The organism is Neisseria animaloris, assembly GCF_900637855.1.
Taxonomy (GTDB): Bacteria; Pseudomonadota; Gammaproteobacteria; order Burkholderiales; family Neisseriaceae; genus Neisseria; species Neisseria animaloris.
On the sequence record NZ_LR134440.1, the window covers coordinates 1,183,435 to 1,205,549 of the forward strand.

General features: G+C 48.0%; 17 protein-coding genes and 1 other RNA gene. 10 read left to right on the forward strand and 8 right to left on the reverse strand.

Annotated elements, in window-relative coordinates; genetic code table 11:
* Positions 1–27 precede the first annotated feature (27 nt).
* From EL216_RS05525 to EL216_RS05540, 4 genes are all read right to left on the reverse strand, one after another.
* Positions 28–1,806 (reverse strand): extracellular solute-binding protein, encoded by a 1,779-nt coding sequence (locus tag EL216_RS05525; RefSeq protein WP_085389213.1) that lies wholly within the window; start codon positions 1,804–1,806, stop codon positions 28–30.
* A 413-nt stretch (positions 1,807–2,219) separates the two neighbouring features.
* Positions 2,220–4,928 (reverse strand): aminopeptidase N, encoded by a 2,709-nt coding sequence (pepN, locus tag EL216_RS05530; protein WP_085389212.1) that lies wholly within the window; start codon positions 4,926–4,928, stop codon positions 2,220–2,222.
* Between the two features lie 475 nt (positions 4,929–5,403).
* Positions 5,404–6,123 carry a factor H binding protein domain-containing protein gene (locus EL216_RS05535; protein WP_085389211.1) on the reverse strand — a complete coding sequence of 240 codons (720 nt, stop codon included), beginning with the start codon at positions 6,121–6,123 and terminating at the stop codon, positions 5,404–5,406.
* A 561-nt stretch (positions 6,124–6,684) separates the two neighbouring features.
* Positions 6,685–7,578: a factor H binding protein domain-containing protein gene (locus EL216_RS05540; protein WP_085389210.1), complete on the reverse strand. Its 894-nt coding sequence runs from the start codon at positions 7,576–7,578 to the stop codon at positions 6,685–6,687.
* Positions 7,579–7,833: 255 nt separating this feature from the next.
* Between EL216_RS05540 and EL216_RS05545 the strand changes: the two genes are divergently transcribed.
* Positions 7,834–9,492 carry an ArnT family glycosyltransferase gene (locus EL216_RS05545; protein WP_085389209.1) on the forward strand — a complete coding sequence of 553 codons (1,659 nt, stop codon included), beginning with the start codon at positions 7,834–7,836 and terminating at the stop codon, positions 9,490–9,492.
* Positions 9,493–9,617: 125 nt separating this feature from the next.
* Here EL216_RS05545 and EL216_RS05550 read toward each other — a convergent pair whose 3' ends face one another.
* Positions 9,618–10,781 carry a cytochrome-c peroxidase gene (locus EL216_RS05550; protein WP_085389208.1) on the reverse strand — a complete coding sequence of 388 codons (1,164 nt, stop codon included), beginning with the start codon at positions 10,779–10,781 and terminating at the stop codon, positions 9,618–9,620.
* A gap of 403 nt (positions 10,782–11,184) precedes the next feature.
* Between EL216_RS05550 and EL216_RS05555 the strand changes: the two genes are divergently transcribed.
* From EL216_RS05555 to EL216_RS05585, 7 genes are all read left to right on the forward strand, one after another.
* Positions 11,185–12,174, forward strand: coding sequence for an NAD(P)H-dependent glycerol-3-phosphate dehydrogenase (locus EL216_RS05555; RefSeq protein ID WP_085389207.1), 990 nt, complete (start codon positions 11,185–11,187; stop codon positions 12,172–12,174).
* Between the two features lie 114 nt (positions 12,175–12,288).
* On the forward strand, positions 12,289–12,645 hold the full coding sequence (locus tag EL216_RS05560; protein WP_085389206.1) for a hypothetical protein: 357 nt from the start codon (positions 12,289–12,291) through the stop codon (positions 12,643–12,645).
* Between the two features lie 4 nt (positions 12,646–12,649).
* A complete protein-coding gene (locus EL216_RS05565) occupies positions 12,650–12,946 on the forward strand; it encodes a cell division protein ZapA (protein WP_085389205.1) in 297 nt (98 codons plus the stop codon).
* A gap of 13 nt (positions 12,947–12,959) precedes the next feature.
* Positions 12,960–13,137, forward strand: a non-coding RNA gene (gene ssrS, locus EL216_RS05570) — 6S RNA.
* Between the two features lie 240 nt (positions 13,138–13,377).
* Positions 13,378–13,806 carry a 50S ribosomal protein L13 gene (gene rplM, locus EL216_RS05575; RefSeq protein ID WP_085366043.1) on the forward strand — a complete coding sequence of 143 codons (429 nt, stop codon included), beginning with the start codon at positions 13,378–13,380 and terminating at the stop codon, positions 13,804–13,806.
* A gap of 9 nt (positions 13,807–13,815) precedes the next feature.
* On the forward strand, positions 13,816–14,208 hold the full coding sequence (rpsI, locus tag EL216_RS05580) for a 30S ribosomal protein S9 (protein WP_085389204.1): 393 nt from the start codon (positions 13,816–13,818) through the stop codon (positions 14,206–14,208).
* Between the two features lie 708 nt (positions 14,209–14,916).
* The gene (locus EL216_RS05585; protein ID WP_085389203.1) at positions 14,917–15,162 is read left to right on the forward strand and encodes a GlsB/YeaQ/YmgE family stress response membrane protein; all 246 of its coding nucleotides are present in this window, start codon (positions 14,917–14,919) and stop codon (positions 15,160–15,162) included.
* Positions 15,163–15,288: 126 nt separating this feature from the next.
* On the opposite strand, the gene ubiG is transcribed toward EL216_RS05585, so the two are convergent.
* Both ubiG and EL216_RS05595 read right to left on the reverse strand, forming a co-directional pair.
* Positions 15,289–16,008 (reverse strand): bifunctional 2-polyprenyl-6-hydroxyphenol methylase/3-demethylubiquinol 3-O-methyltransferase UbiG, encoded by a 720-nt coding sequence (gene ubiG / locus EL216_RS05590; RefSeq protein ID WP_085389202.1) that lies wholly within the window; start codon positions 16,006–16,008, stop codon positions 15,289–15,291.
* Positions 16,009–16,048: 40 nt separating this feature from the next.
* The gene (locus EL216_RS05595) at positions 16,049–16,366 is read right to left on the reverse strand and encodes a GIY-YIG nuclease family protein (protein WP_232005219.1); all 318 of its coding nucleotides are present in this window, start codon (positions 16,364–16,366) and stop codon (positions 16,049–16,051) included.
* Between the two features lie 138 nt (positions 16,367–16,504).
* Between EL216_RS05595 and EL216_RS05600 the strand changes: the two genes are divergently transcribed.
* Positions 16,505–17,431 (forward strand): LysR family transcriptional regulator, encoded by a 927-nt coding sequence (locus EL216_RS05600; protein ID WP_085389201.1) that lies wholly within the window; start codon positions 16,505–16,507, stop codon positions 17,429–17,431.
* 103 nt (positions 17,432–17,534) lie between these two features.
* Here EL216_RS05600 and EL216_RS05605 read toward each other — a convergent pair whose 3' ends face one another.
* A complete protein-coding gene (locus tag EL216_RS05605) occupies positions 17,535–18,521 on the reverse strand; it encodes an RluA family pseudouridine synthase (RefSeq protein WP_085389200.1) in 987 nt (328 codons plus the stop codon).
* Positions 18,522–19,121: 600 nt separating this feature from the next.
* On the opposite strand from EL216_RS05605, the gene EL216_RS05610 reads away from it, so the two are divergent.
* Positions 19,122–21,992, forward strand: a complete 2,871-nt coding sequence (locus tag EL216_RS05610) for an Rne/Rng family ribonuclease (RefSeq protein WP_085389563.1) — start codon at positions 19,122–19,124, stop codon at positions 21,990–21,992.
* Positions 21,993–22,115 lie beyond the last annotated feature (123 nt).

The following is a 22,115-nucleotide window of genomic DNA, read 5'->3' on the forward strand; positions in this document are numbered from 1 at the left end:
AATCATGATTTTTCAGACGGCTTCCGTTTATTGCTTTATCCACCCCGAACTCAGCACCCACTCAACCGCACCGTAAGCACCTTTCGGACGGCGGTCGGGAAGGCCCAACGTATCACGGTACACCACGCGGTAGCGGTCGGAATACCAATTCGGCACAATAATATATTGGTGGCGTATCACCCGATCGAGTGCGCGGGCGGACGCGACCAGTTCGCTGCGGCTGGAAAAACTTTCAAAACGTTTGAGCAGCACTTCCACAGCAGGATCGCACACCCCCGCCCAATTGCGGGTGCCGTCAGTTTTGGCGGAGGTGCAACTGAAATAGCCGAACTGCTCGTTACCCGGGCTTTCGCTGTTGGCATACACCACCACCGTCATATCGAAATCGAAGTTGTTCACACGCTTCTGATACACGGCAAGATCGGCAAGGCGCACATTCATTTTTACGCCGATTTTGGCCAGATCACTCTGCCATTTCGCCACTACCCGTTCATAGGTTTTACTCGGACTGAGAAACTCCAGCACCAGCGGTTTGCCCTGTCCGTCCACCAACGCTCCGTTGCGGTAACGGTAGCCCGCCTGTTCGAGTAACGCACGGGCTTTAAGCAGATTGAGCCTGACACCGAGCACCGGATCGGTTTTCGGAGGCTCGGGCACATTCTGTGTGAATACGGCGGCCGGCAGTTTGGAGCGTACGGTATTTAAGACGGCCAGTTCCTCTCCCTCGGGTTTGCCCGAAGCCGCCATTTCACTGTTGGTAAAAAAGCTGTTGCTCCGGCGATAGGCTCCGTAAAACAGGCGCGTATTGGTGCTTTCAAAATCAAAACTGAGCACTATTGCCTGCCGCACGCGGATATCGTCGAACGGCTTGCGGCGCATGTTCATCACAAAACCCTGCATCCCGGCGGTACTCTTCTGCGCCCATTCGTGCTTGTGCAAACTGCGCTTTTCCAGCATGTGTTCCGGGTAGGCGCGCGCCCAATTGCGGGCGACGTTTTCCTGCATGAAATCGTAATGCCCGCCTTTAATGCCCTCGATACGCACGCTGTCGTCTTTATAGTATTTGAAACGCACCCGGTCGAAGTTATACGTACCCTTGCGTACCGGCAGATTTTGCGCCCAATACTCTTTATCGCGCTTAAACTCGCTCAACCGCCCGCCGTCTGCTTTATGGAAACGGTATGGCCCCGAACCTATGGGCAGTTTGTTTGCCGCGGCAGCCAGCCCGTGCGGATAACTTTTGTGCGAAAACACCGGCAACCTGCCCAAAATCATATGCAATTCCGCATTGCGTTTTTTAAAACGGAATACCGCCGTACGCGCATCGGGCGTTTCCACCCGCGCCACATCCGCCCAATAGAATTTATATAGTGGGACAGCGGCAGGGTCTTTGGTCAAAATATCGAACGATGCCGCCACATCTTTCGCCAGCACCGGATCGCCGTTATGAAAACGCGCTTTCGGGTTGAGTTTGAATGTTACCGACAGGCCGTCTGAAGCCAAAACAATATCCTGCGCAAGCAAACCGTATATTGAAAACGGTTCGTCCAACCCTTTTACCGTCAGTGTATCCAACGTCAAAGCCGCCACTCCCGCTTCGTGATCACCCTTGAGCGTAAACGGATTCAGCGTATCAAAACCGCCTGCTATCGGCAGTGAAAACGTGCCGCCTTTCGGCGCATTCGGGTTCACATACTCAAATGCCTTGAAATCCGCGGGATAAGCAACCGGCTGTCCCAAACCCAATCCGTGGGCGGCATAAGTCGCCGTGGAAAAAAACAGCAACCATATAGAGAATAATTTCATAACGTCATATCTGTTTATCACAACCGAACGGCGTATTGTAGCCTAAAAAAACTGCCGGACACCTTTCCAACGCAGGCTGATACCGTGCATTTACAAGCATCATTTCAGGTTGGCAAGTTTAGCGGTAAAGAAAAACGTATCTCCCGCAAAATGGCTTTGACGATAGCAGGCAATCTATTTCCTTGATGATTATTTCAACAGCTTCAATCATAAAGGCATTTAGAAAGAAGAAGGCCGTCTGAAAAAGTGTTTTCAGACGGCCTTCAGTGCATAGATTACCATACCTCTAATAATAGGTGTCTTTAGCCGCGCACCCTACTCATTAAGCCGACAGGAATCTTTGGAGCCAACCGAAAGGCCGTCTGAAAAATTTCAGACGGCCTCTTTGCATTCAACCTGTTTTACCCACCCGTTTACGCCAGAATTTTGCCCACAATCTCGGCAACGTCTTTCGACAAACCCTCTTGCGCCTGAATCCGTTGCAGTTGCGCCTTCACCAACCCACGGCGGTTCGGTTCGAGCTTATTGCAGATATTGAACGCCTGCACCAAACGGGCGGCCACTTGTGGGTTGAAGCGGTCGATTTCCATCACTTTAGCGGCGATAAATTCATAACCGCTACCATCTTCCGCGTGGAAATGCGGCACGTTGCGCGAAAAGCTGCCCAACAGCGAGCGAGCTTTGTTCGGGTTTTCCAAGCTGAATTTCGGATGGCTTAAGGCCGTCTGAACCTGTTGCAGGGTATCGCTGCGGTGGCTGCTGCCGATCAGAACGAAATATTTGTCCATCACCAGCGCATCATCGGCATAACGTTCGGCGAATCGGTCGAGCAAACGGTTGCGGCCTTCTTCTTCCAAATGGTTCACGGTGTTGAGAATACTCATCTCGTGAGTCATATTGCGGGTGAGCTGTTCGTAGCGGGTGGTGTAGTCTTTCAGGCGCGTGCCTTCCAATTTTTCAACTGCCGCCGTCTGCGCCCTGAGCTCACTGTCATAAGCAGCCGTGTTAATCATCGAATGACGCTCTTCGCGGATAGTCAGCAGGCGCACGGCTGCCAACAAGCTGCGTACACCGGCTAATTCGGGATGGTACTCGTAAGGCTTGGCAATGCCGCTGTCTTTTTCCTGCGCCAATGCCCATGTACGCACGGCTGCCAGTTCGTTGATGCAGGATTTGGCAAGGGTGTTCAGCAAGGCTTCGCGCGCTTGGTAGTAGTGTTGCGGATTGATGTTTTCCGCACCGTCCCACAGCTCGGATTCAGACGGCACGCCCAACAGTACGGCTTTGAATGCGGGGTCTAAATCCTGTTGCCGCAACACTTGCTTCACCGCCGCAGCCAAACCCTCATGCGCGGGCATGGCGGTTTGATTCTCAATAGCCTGCAAATTGGCCTGCACTGCGCGGCGGTAAAGGGTTTGACCGGCTTCCCAACGGGCAAAGGCATCAGTATCGTGTGCCAGCAGTAAGGTTAAATCTTCGTCGCTGTACGGATAATTCAGATGAACCGGCGCACTGAACCCGCGCAGCAGCGACGGCACCACGGCTTCGGTTACACCGTGCAGCACAAATTCCTGCTCGGCCTGTTGCAACAACAGCACGGCTTCGGTTTGCGCTTCGGCATTTTCAGACGGCCTGAATGCAACCGCTTCGCCTTTGCGGTTCAGCAAACCGATTTTCACCGGCATCATCATCGGCTGTTTTTCCGCCATATCGGGTGTGGCCGGAACGGTTTGCTTGATGTTGAAAATAAACGTGTTGTCCGCCTCATTCAGACGGCCTGACACATCCAGCACGGGCGTGCCGGCTTGGCTGTACCACAAGGCGAATTGGTCGAGATTGATACCGTTCGCATCGGCCATTGCCGCACGGAAATCATCGCAGGTAACCGCCTGCCCGTCGTGGCGTTTGAAATACAGCGCCATGCCTTTCTGAAAACCTTCTTCACCTAGCAAGGTATGATACATACGCACCACTTCCGCGCCTTTTTCATAAACGGTCATGGTGTAGAAGTTGTTCATCTCTTCATAAGAGGCCGGACGGACGGGGTGCGCCGTCGGGCCGGCATCTTCGGGAAATTGGTGCTGGCGCAGCATACGCACGTTGTCGATACGCCGCACGGCGCGGCTGGCGCGGTCTCCGGAAAATTCCTGATCGCGGAATACGGTGAGGCCTTCTTTAAGCGAAAGTTGAAACCAATCGCGACAGGTTACGCGGTTGCCGGTGTAGTTGTGGAAATATTCGTGCCCGATCACCGATTCGATGCCTTCAAAATCAAAGTCGGTGGCGGTACGGCTGTCGGCAAGCACATATTTGGTGTTGAAAATGTTCAAGCCTTTGTTTTCCATCGCACCCATATTGAAGTCACCCACCGCCACGACCATGTAAATATCCAAATCGTATTCAAGGCCGAAACGGGTTTCGTCCCAACGCATGGCGTTTTTCAGCGATTCTACCGCAAAACCGACTTTGCTCTTGTCGGCTTCCGTCGTGTAAAACTCAATCGCTACGTCTTTGCCGCTGTTCGTGGTAAAGGTGTCTGCGGTCAAAGCCAAATCGCCCGCCACCAAGGCAAACAGATAACTCGGTTTGGCAAACGGATCCAGCCATTTTACCCAATGGCGGCCGTCTGAAAGCTCGCCGCCGTCAATCTTATTACCATTGGAAAGCAGCACGGGGTAACGTTTTTTGTCCGCCACGATGGTGGTGGTGAATTTCGACATCACATCGGGGCGGTCGGGATAGAACGTGATTTTGCGGAAACCTTCCGGCTCGCATTGGGTGAACAGATTGCCGCCCGAAGCATACAAGCCCATCAGTGATTTGTTTTCAGACGGCCTGATGCGTGTTTCGATTTCGAGAATAAAGTTTTCAGACGGCACCTGATCGATCGTGAGCTTTTCAGCGGCCAACGTGTAGCTTTCGACGGTTTCGCCGTCGATTTTAATGGAGAGCAACTCTGCCGAACCGTCCAATACCAAAGGTTCTCCCGATCGCTTCGGCCCTACCACCAAACGTGCTTTAACGGTTGTATGCAGCTCTTGGATGTCAAAATGCAAATCGGTTTTGCAGATATGGTAAGCAGGAGATTGGTAATCTTTCAGATAATGAACGGTTTTAGCCATCGGATTCTCTCTTCATTTCGTTTCGGATGATGCAGAAAATGCAGTAAGTAAAGTTGTATAAAGTTATTTTACCTTCTGCATGTAATACCGTTGCTATATGGTTTCAGACGGCCTTTATTCAATAGAGGCCGTCTGAAAATACTGTTCAAACCGTGAAAACTTTCCGGCCATATTCAGACGGCCTTCTGGTCATTGCAATGAACCCGAAGCAGGCCGGACATTAAGTAATAGCCATAAAAATCCATATTTCATGCCGTGTTATTTAGTCTGGAGCCAAAGCAAATGATTTTACCGGCCGGCCAAACGGCAACAGAATCGGTTTTATATCAACCGAACCGTTTTCAAGCCGTCGCTTTATATGGATTCAATCCATACAATCCTCCTCGTATCCGGTTCACTGCCTGTTCATCCGCCAAAATAAAAAAACCGTCTGAAAACATTTCAGACGGTTTTTTCACCAGGGAACAGACTTTAGTTATTTTTTATCAATCAATTTACCTGCCACACCGATTTCACCGGTACTGTGATATACCATACCGCCGATTTCTTCAGCGTTTTCACCGAAGAGAGCCAAGCGATAATCATCGCCCAAATCGGTTTTACCCGCAAAACCTTTACCGCGCAGACCTTCTTGATTGAACAGAACCGGTCCAAGTTTGGCTTCTTGCAGCGCAATATCTTTGAACTCTTTGAAACCGCTTACTTTACCGCTGCCGATACCTTTATCAAAGTTCACACTGTAAGCCAATGCACCTTCTTCCGTGCGGCTGAAGGCCTTACCTTGATAGTTATAAGTACCTTGGGTAGGTAAAACTTGAGTAAACGCACCTCTGATTTTGTTTACAGTCATCAACAGGGGAGTATCTTGTCCGCCTTTAGGCACGCTGCTCGTGATAATCGAATATTGTTGACGGTAAATGCGGCTGCTTTCACCCGTTGCATCGTCTGTCAAAGTCAACACTTTGTCTTGCTCCAACTCGGCTACTTTGTAAGCCTTGCCGCCCAAACTGATAGTGAAATTTGCATCATAAGCAGCTGCTTTAATACCTGGAGTAGCATCTGAAAATTGATTGACTGATACGAACTGTGCAGTGGCGGTAGAAGCAGTTGAGGGAGAACCACCCCCACCTCCGCCGCAAGCAGCCAAACCGAGTGCAATAATCGTTGCTAAACCGATTTTTTTGTGAATAGACATTTCCGTAATCCTCGTATTTGTATTTTCTTAACTATATTTAACAGTAGCTATTTGCCACAACGCTATATTAGCAATTATCAACATAACTTAACAACCGTTAGGCGAAAATTTATACCGCTCATATGAATTTTATTCTTCATAAATATTCATTATGGGTAAAAATTCTAAAAAACGACAAAGCAATATGACAAAAAAATTTTTTCTTATGCATAAATGCATGTATCATTTATATTTTTTAACAAAAACTATTTTTTAATATTATGCTTTTTTATTTATGATGCTTGTGTTTTAATTACAACACAAACTATTTTTCTCAATAAAAGCTATATCAGACACTATTTTTCTTTACACTAGTTTTCAGAAATGTCTATTTACTCACAAAAAATTCTCAGCAAATCTATTCGGCAGTCCTCTTAACCGGCCATTCCCAAACAGCCTCGATAGCATCGTACGTCTCTTAATATAAACCAAAACATAACTGCGACACATTGATAAGTAATTCAAACAACAAAAAAGGCCGTCTGAAATAATTCAAACAGCCCTTCCGATATACACCGATTGTTATTTTTTACCGGTTACTTTACCGGCAATACCGATTTCACCGGTAGCATGGAACACTTTTCCACCGATTTCTTCAGCATTAGGACCAAAGAATACCAAACGGTAGTCTTCTTCACGTTTCACCCTATTGCCGTTTTCAACAACAGAGTATTCCGTTTTACCGATAATCCCCTGCGCTTTTTGCAATCCGCTGCCATCCAATTGATTGTCAATCATCACATTACCGATGCTGCCTTCTTTTAAAACAATATCACTGATTTCTTTAAAACCGCTCACTTTACCGCTGCCGGTACGTTTATCGAAATTCACACTGTAATCCAGTTTACCTGTTTCAGTACCGCTGAAAGCTTTGCCTTGGTAAGTATAAGTACCTTGAGTAGGCAATGCTTCCGTCAAATCACCCTTTATCAATCCGATAGTTAGAAGCTGCGGAGTAGTCATACTGGGTTGCCCCAAATAACCTGCAATAATCGAATGATTCTGACGGTAAGCGCGAATCGTGCCGCCATTATTACTCTTAATAACGCTCAAATTAGATTTCTGAAAATCATCCAATACGATTTTACCGCCGCCCTGATGTGTGTGTCCGTTGATTGTTACTGAATAATTTTGGGCTTTTTTATGAGTAGGCTTAGAAGCTCGCGGAGTTGGGCCTGGTAAATTGGCGTCCTGATTTGAAGTGTTACTGCCTGCTTGTTGATTGTTTGTTCCCAGATTTTGAGCACGGCGAAATTGAGGACTACCGGTTGTAGCCGTAGAGCTTGAAGTTGAAGGAGTGGTTGTGGAAGCAGTAACCGGTTTGTCGCCTCCACCACTACTGCCGCAGGCAGCCAAACCACATATGGCAGATATGAGCATACCTGCCTTTAAACAAACGAAATACTTAACTCGCATACTATTTCCTTAGATATTAAAAACAATGTATCTTACCTATTGAAAAACAATTTAACAACATCTTTGATGTAAAAATAGACCATTTATTCTAAAAAATGAACACGGAATAGCATAAAAGCATAAAATACCATTGTTCTTTACTTTTGCTATTTTATGTAAACACCTATTTTTCCTTTTTATCCCACCGGAAAAATCCACCCCGTCCCAACAGGTAATTTGTTACACTTAATACACTTTACTTTACCCCTTCAGCCCATGCTCACTTATACTCCACCAGAAACCCGTACTGTCGCACCAACCCATGAAAAACCTTGGTTGCTACTGTTGTTGGCATTTGCTTGGCTGTGGCCGGGCATTTTTTCACGTGATTTATGGCATCCTGCAGAACCTATGGTATTTACCAGCATTGAAGCTCTGGCAAATCAAGGATCCGTATGGCTGCCAACAGTATTCGAACAACCTTATTTCAAAGTGTCTCCCGTATATTTATGGGTTGCAGTATTGTTTCAAAAATTACTCTCCCCTTGGGCCGCTGATGCTTATGCATCTGCGCGTTTTGCCAGCGTAGCATTCACGGCTATCGGGCTGACTTGCTGCGGTATGGCCGGGTTCCGCTTTTTAGGCCGCCATCAAGGTCGTAGCGTCGTTTTGATTTTAATCGGCTGCGTCGGCCTGATTACCATGGCGCATTTCCTCGGCAGCATGCCGGTAGTATTCGCGGCGTTAGGCATGTGTCTGTATGGATTCTCATTAGCACCCAGTCGGGTAATTATGGCCTCACTGTTACTGGGGGGCGGTTGGGTTTTATTGTCTCTGTCAGCCGGTTTTTTACTACCGGCCGCCTTGATACTGATGTCGCTGGGATTACTGTTTAACCACCATTGGAGAAACAAACGCTGCTACATCACATTAATCGGCGCATTTGCCGTTGCCCTTCCTTTGTTGCCGGTGTATCCGTTCGCACTTTATAAAACTAATCCAGAGGCCTTCGAGTTGTGGCTGCAATATCATGTATTCGGCGAATTTGGCGGCACAGCCTCTTTTCAGACGGCCTTTTCATTAGGCTATTATTTGAAAAACCTGTTATGGTTTGCTTTACCGGCATGGCCTCTTGCAATATGGACAACCAGCCGAACCAAGCTAACCGAACATCGTTGGGGTATTCTGGCATTGGCATGGCTCAGCACTATTGGCATCCTGCTAAGCATTACGCCCCTGCAATTTCAAGACAATCTGATTTGGTTGATGCCTCCTCTCGCCCTTATCGGTGCCGTACAACTAGACGGCCTAAGGCGGGGGCCGGCAGCATTCTTCAACTGGTTCGGCATCATGACTTTCGGGCTGTTTGCCATCTTTCTATGGATAGGATTTTTTGCCATGAACTACGGTTGGCCGGCAAAACTTGCCGAACGCTCGCTGTACTTCAGCCCGTACTACACTCCTAAAATCAGCACCGTACCGATGCTGGTTGCTATTTCTTTTACCCCCGTATGGTTATGGGCCATCACTCGGAAACATATCCGCGGCAGGCAGGCTGTAACCAATTGGGCGGCAGGTGTTACTTTAGTATGGGCGTTGATGATGACACTTTTTCTACCTTGGCTTGATGCTGCCAAAAGCCATGCTCCTGTTGTTTCTCAAATGGAAGCAGCTTTATCGCCAGCCTTAAAGCAATCGCTTTCAAACGGTCAAAACTGCATCAGCATCGACAAAAATGCCACTACTGCTCGTATCGCTTGGACACAATATAGTTCTCTAAAACTGAATGTCGATGATTCCGCCTGCCGTTACCGCTTAGTTCAACAACCCAAAGACAGTGCCGCTCCCCAAGGCTGGCTACTACTCTGGCAAGGTGCACGCCCGCGCAACAAAGTTGAAGGTTTTGCCCTACTGGAAAAACTTCCTAAATTCTAAGCTACCCTATATATATTCCATACTATCCGCCATACGTTTATCCTATAAAGCCTAGGTCTAAATATAAAAAGGCCGTCTGAAAAATTCAGACAGCCTTTTATCTTAACACTAACTTATATTACACATTACTTATTAATGGGGTGTGTTTCCGGCAACGCAGATTCCGGCAATTCCGGCAATACAAGTGCAGATTCAGGTATCGGAGCAGATAAAGTACCCAAGAATGCTACAATATTATCCACTTCTTCTTTCGATAACTGTTTACCAAGCTGGGTTTCGCCCATGATGCTGACAGCTTTATCCAACTCCCATACGCTACCGTCGTGGAAATAAGGATAGGTGCGGGCAACATTGCGCAGGCCCGGGGTACGGAAGAAGAATTTATCGCTTTCGGCTTTAGTTACCTCAAAACGACCTTCATCATGTTTTGTACTACCGGTGTATTTCCAGTAAGGTCCCTTAACCAAACCGAATTTTTGGAAAGAATCACCCCCCAAATTTACGCCTGCATGACAAGCAATACAACCATTATTGATAAATGAACGCACACCTCGACGTTCTTTTTCATTCAACGCATTAACATTACCTTTTAGATACTCGTCCCATTTGGAAGGCGTCAACAAGGTCCGTTCGAATGCGCCAATAGCATTGGTAATGTTAGCAATTGAAATCGCACCGTTATTTTCCGGGAAAGCTGCTTTAAACAAGTCAGCATATCCCTGAATAGCAGAAACTTTCTTCTCTACGGCCGCATGGTCAGGCATTGCCATTTCCACCGGATTAATCAACGGGCCACCTGCTTGTTCTTCAACTGTTGCGGCACGGCCATCCCAGAACTGGCTACCCAGTAACGCGGCATTTAACACGGTGGGTGAGTTACGCGGACCAAATTGGCCTTTAAAGCCCTGACTGGTCGGCAGATTGTCAACGCCTGCCGTAGCAAGGTTATGACATGTGTTACAGCTTACGGTGTTGCCTCGCGATAAACGCGGATCATGCCAAAGTTGCTGACCAAGTTTTACTTGAGCCTCAGTAAATGGATGTATTTTTTGCATTTCCTCACTATTTGGCAACGGCTTGAAAATACCTTGGGCCTGCTTCAACAGCTCCAAATCTTCAGATGAAGCATTGCTGTTATCAACAGCAGCAGGCGCAGAGGTTTCCGCAACTGCAGTTTCTACCGATTGGGAAGCCGCTTGTTCAGCAGTATCAGCAGCTTTTTCTCCACATGCCGAAAGGGCCAATAAAACGGCCATAGCAAGAGAGGCTTTACGAGTGGTTTGGTTCATGAAGATTTCCTCCAAAATAAAACAGTCAAAACAAGTAAATATATATTTTTATCTACGCTCCCACCATAATGAATATTTTTGTCTACGCTTACCTCCATATTAGAATGCGATCCGTGTCATACGAAACAGAATTGTAATCCGCATAAAATTTATACAAACTTATGGAAGTATAGTGGCATAATATTTCTCCTTATTTGCCTAAAATCAAATTTAAACGCCACCATTAACAATATATATCATTACGATAGTTTTTATTTCAAATCCCGACATACCATTTTCGGTGCAATCATGCTTGAAACATTATTAGGACGATCTACTTTCATTTTTCTTACACAAATCGCTTAAAACTTGCACCATAAGCATGATTGTTTTAAAGTGGAAAGCAATTTTTCGGGAGAAAAACATGAAAATCACCATAATCGGCGCAGGTTCTTGGGGAACTGCACTTGCCATACATTTTGCACTGCACGGCAATGAAATATCTATGTGGGCGAGAAATACCGAACACATGCAATCCTTGCAACAAAACCGCGAAAATAAACGTTATTTCCCCGGCTTCAAACTACCGGACACCATTAAAGTCCACACCGTTCTGGCAGAAGCCCTTCCCGATACGGAACTGGTGATCATAGCCACCTCAGTTGCCGGCTTACGCGACAGCGCACAACTTCTCGTGCAAAACAACGCCGGCCACCTACCTGTATTAACCGCCTGTAAAGGCTTTGAGCAAGATACTGGCTTGCTCACGTTCCAAGTGGTTAAAGACGTACTGCCCGAAAACGACAAAATCGGCGTGCTCTCCGGCCCCAGTTTTGCCCAAGAATTAGCCAAACAACTACCTTGCGCCGTTGTTTTAGCATCGGAAAACAAAGGTTGGATTGAAGAACTGGTAGGCCGTCTGAACACCACCGTACTACGTTTATACGGCAGCAAAGACATTATCGGCGTAGCGGTAGGCGGAGCAGTTAAAAACGTTATGGCCATCGCCACCGGTCTTTCTGATGGCCTCGGCTACGGCTTAAACGCTCGGGCCGCACTGGTAACCCGAGGATTGGCGGAAATTACCCGACTGGCCGTTTCCATGGGGGCACAACCCAAAACCATGATGGGATTGGCCGGCATCGGCGATCTAATCCTTACCTGCACCGGTGCACTCTCACGCAACCGCAGAGTAGGCTTAGGCCTCGCAGAAGGTAAAGAACTGCATACCGTGCTCCTTGAAATCGGACATGTATCGGAAGGCGTGAGCAGCATTGAAGAAGTATTCAATATGGCTTGCAAACACCAAATCGACATGCCCATCACCCAAACCCTGCTCCAACTCCTACGCAAAGAAATGACCGCCCAACAAGTGGTAGAACGCCTGATGGACAGGGAAGCCCGATTCGAATAAAAATGCCTTTAAAATACAAGGCCGTCTGAAAAAACATACGTTCAGACGGCCTTATTTGACAGTATCTTTCATCCCGACTATGCTTGCCCCCATATCAACCGAGTGGTGCACAAAATGAATCAGTCTCTAGACAAACTCGAAATCAGCGTTTACCAACTGGTACAAAAATTTGAAACCCAAATTGGCGAAAACAAACGCCTGCAACAAGAAATCGCCCGCCTACATGACGAAATTACCCGTCAAAAGCTGGCGCAAGAACAACAAAAAAACGAACATGAAGCCGCAGTCGACGAATTGAGCGAGGCCTTGCTGATACAAGTCAACAAACTCAAAGACGACCTACAAGGTAAAATCAACAGCCTGATAGCCGAAAACCAAAAATACCGTGATGCCTTAAAGCACAATGCCGAGCACATCCACACCCTGTTGGCGCGCCTCCCCCAAGAAATCACCGAAACTTCTGGAGAATAAACCGATGAGCATTGAACAAGTCAGCTTAGAAATCATGGGACGCGCCTTCAATATCGGTACACCTCCAGAAGAAAAAGCCACTTTGCTGCAAGCTGTAAACATGTTGAACCAAAAATTCGACACCATCAAACAAAGCGGCCGCATTGTCGAAACAGACAAAATCATCATCATGGCCTCTTTAAATTTAGTACACGACCTATTGAAAATGACTGTAAAAGATGATTTGGCAATTGGCGAATTTGAGCGTAAAATAACAGATATGATTAATACTTGCGATAAAGTATTATCAAAGTCAGCCTAATCAGGCTAAAGCTCTTTCCCTGCGATGTTCGCGAAGGCATACATTCCTTTGAACCAATACGTTCGCTTAAGGTTGCCGGGAGTTGCAGTGGGCGCGAGCGTCTTCACAGATGCACCCGAAACTGCCCGTGGCGACCACCTTGTCAGCAAGGTTCAAGCGGATTCAGCCAAAACGACATCAGCGGGGATCCTTTCCCAAATACCGCCTTATGGCGGTATTTTTATTTTGCAGAAATCAAAAATATGGCGCAAGTTAGAAAAGCCTTACCTTAACATGTTAGTGTAAAAGTGAAATGCCGCAAATACGACATATATCAGCTGATAGCGCTGTTAACATTCTATAAAATTTTTCAGACGGCCTAAAGCAGATTGACAGAAATTCAAATTCTCTCTAAAATCGGCAACTTTCTATACCTATCTGGATTACCCCTTATGAAAACCTTTTCAGCTAAACCGCACGAGGTGAAGCGCGAGTGGTTTGTTGTCGATGCACAAGACAAAGTTCTGGGTCGCGTTGCAGCCGAAATCGCCCGCCGTTTACGCGGTAAACATAAGCCCGAATACACCCCTCATGTCGACACTGGCGATTACATCATCGTCATCAACGCCGACAAACTGCGTGTAACCGGTAACAAAGCCTTAGATAAAAAATACTACCGCCACTCCGGCTTTCCAGGCGGTATTTATGAGCGTAACTTTACCGAAATGCAAGAAAAATTCCCTGAGCGCGTTTTGGAAAAAGCCGTTAAAGGCATGCTGCCGAAAGGCCCTTTAGGTTATGCCATGATTAAAAAACTGAAAGTATATGCCGGCTCCGAGCACGGCCATGCTGCCCAACAACCCAAAGTTTTGGAAATCTAAGGACACGACATGAACGGTAAATATTACTACGGCACAGGCCGCCGCAAAAGTTCAGTGGCTCGTGTATTCCTGCAAAAAGGTACCGGCCAAATCATCGTAAACGGCCGTCCTGTTGACGAATTCTTCTCACGCGAAACCAGCCGCATGGTGGTTCGCCAGCCTTTGGTTCTGACTGAAAATGCTGAAACTTTCGACATTAAAGTAAATGTTGTAGGTGGTGGCGAAACCGGCCAATCAGGTGCCATCCGTCACGGCATTACCCGTGCTTTGATCGACTACGATGCAGCTTTGAAACCTGCTCTGTCTCAAGCCGGTTTCGTTACCCGCGATGCTCGTGAAGTGGAACGTAAAAAATTCGGTCTGCGCAAAGCACGCCGTGCCAAACAGTTCTCAAAACGTTAATGCTGTTTGTGGAAACATCAAAAGCTCTGCTATTTGCAGAGCTTTTTTCTTACTTTAGCCCTTATATTCAATACTTTTATTTTAAAAACATTTAATTTGTTATTGTATATTTTCAAATCAGTACTTTGTTAATTTACTTCTTTTCTATCGGTACCTAATACATTTCATCTTCAAAATAAAGCTGTCGGCCAAAAATATAATAAATCAAATTATTTTTACCATGATTCAACCATGCTCGAGCTTGGTCTGAGCATCTTCTAAGGTTACTGGAACCCGAAATACTCGAATCAAGCCCGAACGTGACAAACGTACTATTTTTTTTAAGTTTATTTACTGTAATACCAGCAATACAAAAAACTGTTTATACAGCTTGCCTTGCTACGATACTACTATTTCGAATGAAATCTCTTTTTCTCAAATATTCCTAAAATCGGCAAAATCGGAGAATGATTGAGAATTTTCTACAAAATGTACGCAATTTCTTCATTTTTCATGAAATTGTTGCGTTTATCCTATATCTGCTGTTTTAAAATTAAAATTCTTTTTATTTTTTGAAAAGAAACGCAAGTTTAAAAGACTGTTACATATATAACATGTATGATGTTTTTAGATTATGTTTATTACATTCAATTGTTAATCAACACAATCACACACTAATACGAATGCAATATTTATTTAACTTAACAACAAACAACATGAGAGGAAATTATGGGCTGGTTAGTTACCATTATCGTCGGTTTCATCATAGGCGTATTAGCGAAATTTCTACACCCAGGTAAGGAGAATTTAGGCTTCATCATGACCACGTTACTCGGTATCGGCGGTTCTTTGTTGGCCGGTTTTGTTGGCCAATCTGCCGGTTGGTATGAAGTGGGCGAACCTGCCGGTTGGATCGCCTCTACTATTTTCGCTGTTATCATTCTGGTAGTTTATACCCGCTTGATTAAAAAGTAATCGCATCTTCCTCAAGAGCAGACATAAATTGTCTGCTTTTTCATTACACCTGCCCTCCTCTGTAAAGCCCATCAAAAAGGCCGTCTGAATAGTTTTTCAGACGGCCTCATCATTTAAATTTCTCAATTATGCGGGCTTACAGGCAACCATGTAGTTAACATCCGTGTTATCACCTACCGAGTAAACTTTGGTAAGCAAATTATAGGTGAGTCCTTTGGAATCGATAATATCCAACCCTGCTTGGCGGCACATACGGGCGAGTTCGGCGGGAGTGATGAATTTTTGCCAGTCGTGCGTACCACGCGGCACCAGCCCTAAAATATATTCGGCACCTACAATAGCGTGTACATACGATTTGGGGTTGCGGTTGATGGTAGAGAAAAACACCATACCGTCGGGCTTAACCAGTTTGGCACAGGCGGCAACGATAGCGGCGGGATCGGGAACGTGTTCCATCATTTCCATGCACGTTACCACATCGAAACTATGCGGTTTTTCGGCAGCCAAATCTTCTACCCGTACACAGCGGTAGTCAACGTTGGCAATGCCTTCATCCAATGCATGCAGTTTGGCGATTTTCAGCGATTTTTCAGCCATATCGATACCGCTTACATGTTCAGCTCCGTGCTTCGCCATGCTTTCGGTCAGGATGCCGCCGCCGCATCCCACATCCAGTACGGCTTTGCCGGCAATTTGTGCGTGTCGGTCGATATAATTCAGACGCAGCGGGTTAATGTCATGCAACGGCTTGAATTCACCGTTTCTATCCCACCATTTATGGGCAAGCAGGCTAAATTTATCGATTTCACTATGATCGACATTGTGCTGGTGCTGGCTGTTCATCATATTAATCCTTATAGAAACCGGCCTGGATTTTATATCAAACTCAGGCCGTCTGAAAATCGTCCAGTGCCGCCCATAGCTGCCGTTTCTGTTCGACCTTGAACTTTTTTATCAGAAGTTCGACACGGGCAGCCTGACCACGGGAAATACCCATATACACCAGCCGCATAGATACTGGCTTGTGAATCCGCATATATTTTGCACCCTTCCCCGCCAAATGTAAGGCAAAACGTGCTTCGGGGCAGTTAGTGATGCCGCAATACAGCGAACCGTTTTCGCACAACACCAGATATACGTACCAATCGCCGTCTGAGATTTTTTCAGGTAGAGAAAATAAGGAAAGGTATTCGGCAGATTGCATGGATAAAACCGTTTCAGACGGCCTGTAAAATAATGATTTTAACACCCTGTAGGCCATCTGAAATCAAATTCGGCCGTTTACATCCGAATATGAGTTATTTTAATATAACCGCACTTGTATTATTCCATCTGCAAAAATATGGATTCCATTATAGAACTGCGCCATCTCAAAACCCTGTTGGCGTTGGAAGAAACCGGCAGCGTATCATTGGCTGCAAAACGCGTATTCCTTACCCAGTCCGCCCTGTCTCATCAGATTCGGGCATTGGAAAACTACTACGAAACGCCGTTGTTTGAGCGCAAATCCACCCCGCTGCGCTTTACACCTGCGGGAGAACGCCTGCTTCAGCTGGCACGCGATCTGCTGCCTCAGGTCGCTGCAGCGGAACGGGATATGGCACAAATTATCGAAGGTGAGGCGGGTGAATTGCGTTTGGCTGTAGAATGCCATACCTGCTTCGACTGGCTGATGCCTGCCATGGGAGAATTCCGTCCTTTATGGCCACAAGTGGAGCTGGATATCGTATCAGGCTTCCAAGCCGACCCTGTAGGGCTGCTGCTGCAACATCGAGCCGATTTAGCCATTGTATCTGATGCCGAACCTCAATCTGGTATTACTTTTCAACCGCTGTTTGCCTACGGTATGGTGGGCATTTGCGCCAAAGATCATCCTCTTGCCGCTAAAAATGTTTGGGAAGCGGAAGATTTTGCCGATGAAACGCTGATCACCTACCCCGTGCCCGACGATATGCTTGATTTACTGCGCAAAGTACTGCTGCCCAAAGGCATCAATCCACCCCGTCGCCATAGCGAATTAACAATTGCGATTATCCAGCTCGTCGCCAGCCGCCGGGGCATTGCCGCCCTCCCCTATTGGACAGTGATGCCCTATCTTGAAAAAGACTATGTCATTTCCCGCCCGATTACCGAAAACGGCCTGCAAAGCGAACTTTATGCCGCCATGCGTGCAGAAGATATGGGAAAAACCTATCTGGAAAATTTCTGCCAAATTGTGCGCGACCGCGGATTTGCAGACTTGCCGGGGCTGAGTGTTCTGGAAATGTAAGCCGCTCAAATTTGAACATATAGCGAGAGGCCGTCTGAAAGCGAACCTTGTGAGCTTCGCTTTCAGACGGCCTCTTGTCTTTCCACTTCAAAACCTCAACCCGTCATTCTGCTTTATGCTGATGCGCCAACACCGTAACCAACTGTTCCAACTCTTGCGGCAAAGGAGCCACCAGTTTCAGTGGCTCGCCCGTCAGCGGGTGCTGCAAATGCAGTTCCGCCGCGTGCAGAAACATCCGTTTCAAACCCAGTTTTTGCAGCCGTTTGTTGGCTTGGTAGTCGCCATAGCGTTCGTCGCCCGCAATCGGGCACTGCTGCGACTGCATGTGTACGCGGATTTGATGGGTGCGGCCGGTTTTCAAGGTGGCTTCCACCAATGTTAAATGCGAAAGGCCGACCTGATGCAGCAGGCCGTCTGAAAAACACTTCAATACACGGAACACCGTATGCGCATGCTGGCCGTTTTCACTCACGCGCACCATCTTTTCGCCTTGTGCGCCCGTGTATTTGAACAGCGGCAGTTTCACATTCAACTTATCCTGCGCCAGCTTTCCTACGCCCAAAGCCAGATAAACTTTTTTCGGATGGTCGTTGCGGATGGCTTCGTGCAGCTTTACCAACGCACTGCGCTTTTTCGCAATCATCAGCAGCCCGCTGGTATCTTTGTCCAAACGGTGCACCAGCTCCAGATAACGCGCTTCGGGTCGGGCGCGGCGCAATTGCTCGATCACGCCGAAACTTACCCCGCTGCCGCCGTGTACCGCTACGCCGCTGGGCTTGTTCACCACCAGCATCGCATCGTCTTCGTAAACGATTTCAAAATCACGCGCAGGCACCGGCATGTTTTCAGACGGCCTCTGCTTTTCGGCAATGCGCACTGGCGGAATACGCAAAACATCGCCCGCTTCTATGCGGTCGGTAGGCTTGCAGCGTTTTTTGTTCAAGCGTACTTCGCCTGCGCGGATGATGCGCTGAATATGGCTTTTGGGCACCCCTTTCAAAATCTTGATTAAAAAGTTGTCGAGCCGCTGCCCTGCGTCTTCCGGCGGGATGCTGATGTGGTTAACCAAGTCTTTGCTAATTGTCGGCATTTTCTCTATAATCCGCTTACGTTTTCAGGGGCCGTTTTACAGATTGATCAGGCCGTCTGAAAACTTATTGTAAACTGGAATTTTATACTAAAAAGCACGCCACAAAGCATTTCCTTCATCTGCCGCCAAGCCCGGCGGGTGAAGACGTAATTAAGTTTAACCTTTTCCGGCAGGCCTTCCGATCCGGCATAAGACGCACCCGCTCAAACATGTGTGCAGCCCTCGGCAGTACAACCGCCGGACAGTAATGAAGAAGACGGCTAAGATTTTTCGTGTTTCGCACAGCATAGAAACCAAAGCGGAACCACAGGCATTACCGATATACTGTTTACACCCTTCCGCCGCCGCTTGCCGGTGCAGATACACGCGGATGATATTAAGAAATACCGCCGGTACACTTTTACACATAAAAAAACGGCACAAACCCCGTAAACAAATGCAGTTGTTTTGAGGCAATGCCCATTGCTCTTTATACACTCCTTCTCGTTCAGATAACGCCCCGCACGCCGTTTCAGACGGCCTGACCATTGGCGGCTTATAAGCGTTGAATACTGATTACCGGCCTCGTGGGTGCTCAAAAACGAGGTAGTTATGAAACGTATGTTATTTAATGCCACGCAGGCCGAAGAGCTGCGCGTGGCGATTGTCGACGGGCAAACGCTGCTCGATCTCGATATTGAAACGCTGGGTAAAGAACAGCGCAAAGGTAATATCTACAAGGGTATCATCACCCGCATCGAACCGTCGCTGGAAGCGTGTTTCGTCGATTACGGCACCGACCGCCACGGTTTTCTCCCCTTCAAAGAAGTCTCCCGTTCCTATTTCCAAGACTACGAGGGCGGCCGCGCCCGTATCCAAGACGTGCTGAAAGAAGGCATGGAAATCATTGTTCAGGTTGAAAAAGACGAACGCGGCAACAAAGGTGCGGCGCTCACCACTTTTATCAGCCTGGCCGGCCGCTATCTCGTACTGATGCCGAACAACCCCCGCGGCGGCGGCGTATCTCGCCGTATCGAAGGCGAAGAACGTCAAGAGTTAAAAGCCGCTATGGCCGAATTGGACGTACCGCGCGGCATGAGCCTGATCGCCCGTACCGCCGGTATCGGCCGTAGCGTAGAAGAACTGCAATGGGACTTCAACTACCTGCAACAACTTTGGCAGGCCATCGAAGAAGCCGGCCGCGCTCACAACGAGCCTTACCTGCTCTTTATGGAAAGCTCGCTGCTTATCCGCGCCATCCGTGACTACTTCCGCCCCGACATCGGCGAAATTTTGGTCGACAACCAAGAAGTGTACGACCAGATTTCCGAATTTATGTCGTATGTGATGCCCAACAACATAGGCCGTCTGAAACTCTATCAAGACCACACTCCGCTGTTTTCGCGTTTCCAAATCGAACACCAAATCGAAAGCGCATTTTCGCGTAGTGTCAGCCTGCCTTCCGGCGGTGCGATTGTGATCGATCACACAGAGGCACTGGTTTCCATTGATGTCAACTCTGCCCGTGCCACCCGCGGTGCAGACATCGAAGACACCGCCTTCAAGACCAATATGGAAGCCGCCGAAGAAGTGGCCCGCCAAATGCGTTTGCGCGACTTGGGCGGCTTGGTGGTAATCGACTTCATCGATATGGAAAATGCCAAGCATCAGCGCGATGTGGAAAACGTGCTGCGCGATGCCCTCAAAAAAGACCGGGCACGCGTGCAAATGGGCAAATTGAGCCGCTTCGGCCTGCTTGAACTTTCCCGTCAACGCCTGAAGCCTGCATTGGGCGAAAGCAGCCATATCGCCTGCCCGCGTTGCGCCGGCACCGGCGTAATCCGCAGCATCGAATCAACCGCCCTGCATGTGTTGCGCATCGTTCAGGAAGAAGCCATGAAAGACAACACTGGCGAAGTGCACGCGCAAGTGCCGGTTGATGTGGCCACGTTCCTGCTCAATGAAAAACGCGCCGAGCTTTTCGGTATGGAAGAACGTTTGGACGTATCCGTTTTCCTGATTCCCAACATCCACCTCGAAAACCCGCACTACGAAGTTACCCGTGTGCGTACCGACGATGTAGACGAAAACGCCGAGCCAAGCTACAAACGCGTGGCCGCACCGGAAGAAGACGAAAATGCCAAACCTTTCGGCGGCGATAAAGCCAAAGCTACCCGTCCCGAACCGGCCGTAAAAGGCGTAAAACATACCCAACCCGCACCGATTGTAAACACTCCGTCCGCCCAAGCATCGTGGTGGAGCAATTTCAAAAACTGGCTGGGTAAAATTTTCGGCACTTCCGCGGCAGAAGAAAAAACAGCCGATTCCGAAAAAACCGAAAAACGCAGCGCAGGCGGCCGTCAGAACGCGCGCCGTTCTTCCAACCGCCGCAATCACCCGCGCCGCGGGCAAAATGTCAAACGTCAAGATACTGACGGCGATAAAGCCGAAACGGAAAACAAAGCCGTCAAATTGACGGAAGAAAAAGACAACAGCGGCCGCAGTAACCGCCGTAATCAAAATGACAACAGCCGTGAACGTAGCGGCCGTCAAAGCCAAAGCTCAGACGAAGACCGTCGCAACGATGCAGTCCAAACGGAAGAAGCTGAAAACAGCCGCAACGAACGCCAAAGCGGACAATCGGACCGTCGCCGCCGCAACAGCCGCCCCGAAGAAAAAACCACCGCTGCTCCTTCAGCCGCCGTTGAAACTGCCGATACTGCGGCGGAACCTCAAGTTGCCGATATAAACGAAGCCGAGGTACCTGCTGAAAGCACATCCGACTCGAATGAAAACCGTAACAACCGCCGACGCAATGGCCGCAACCGCGACCAACGCGATCAGCGTGAACGCCGGAACAATACTAAAAAACGTAATATTCCGTCTGCAGCAAAAATCGAACAATATTTGAGTATCGAAGAAACGGGTAACAAGGTGCGTTTTGCCGTAGCGCATATTTTTGGCAAGGAAATCGAAACTCCGGTTTCTATTCCTGTTGCCGCTCCGCTGGCAGATACCTCCATTGTCGAATCCAAAGACGATGCACCGCTGGTGGTTGTGGTTCCGCAGCAGGACGAAAACGAACCCACACCCTTATTATTCGCCATTGAAGATGACCTCGACGACACACTTCCCGTTGCCTCTCATACAGAACAGGATTTTGTGATACAGGCCATCGATAATGTGGAACAAGCCGTTGCCGAGATCGTGGGCGTACCGCCTTTTGAGTCTGTTGTACCCTCGGAACCTGAAACCGTAACAACCGTAGCCGCAATTGTCGAAACGGCTGAAGTTACACCCTTGCAGCCTGCCGTGGACAACTTGGATTTAGGCGGCTTGATTTTGGTACAAACCCGTGCCGAAGCATTAAAAGCAGCCGTATCCCAAATCCAGCCCGAAACGGTAAACGGCTTGCGTCGCTCGGATGTCCCCAAAGCCGTTGAGACCGACATTTCGGATCTACCGATGGTTCAGATTGAAACGCGTCAATAAGCCGGCTGCATTCAAAAACGCACAGCCCGACTGTTTACTCAGCCGGGCTGTTTTATTGAGGCCGTCTGAAAACAAAAGCAACCGGCAGATAACCCGATATATCTTGTTTTTCAGACGGCCCCA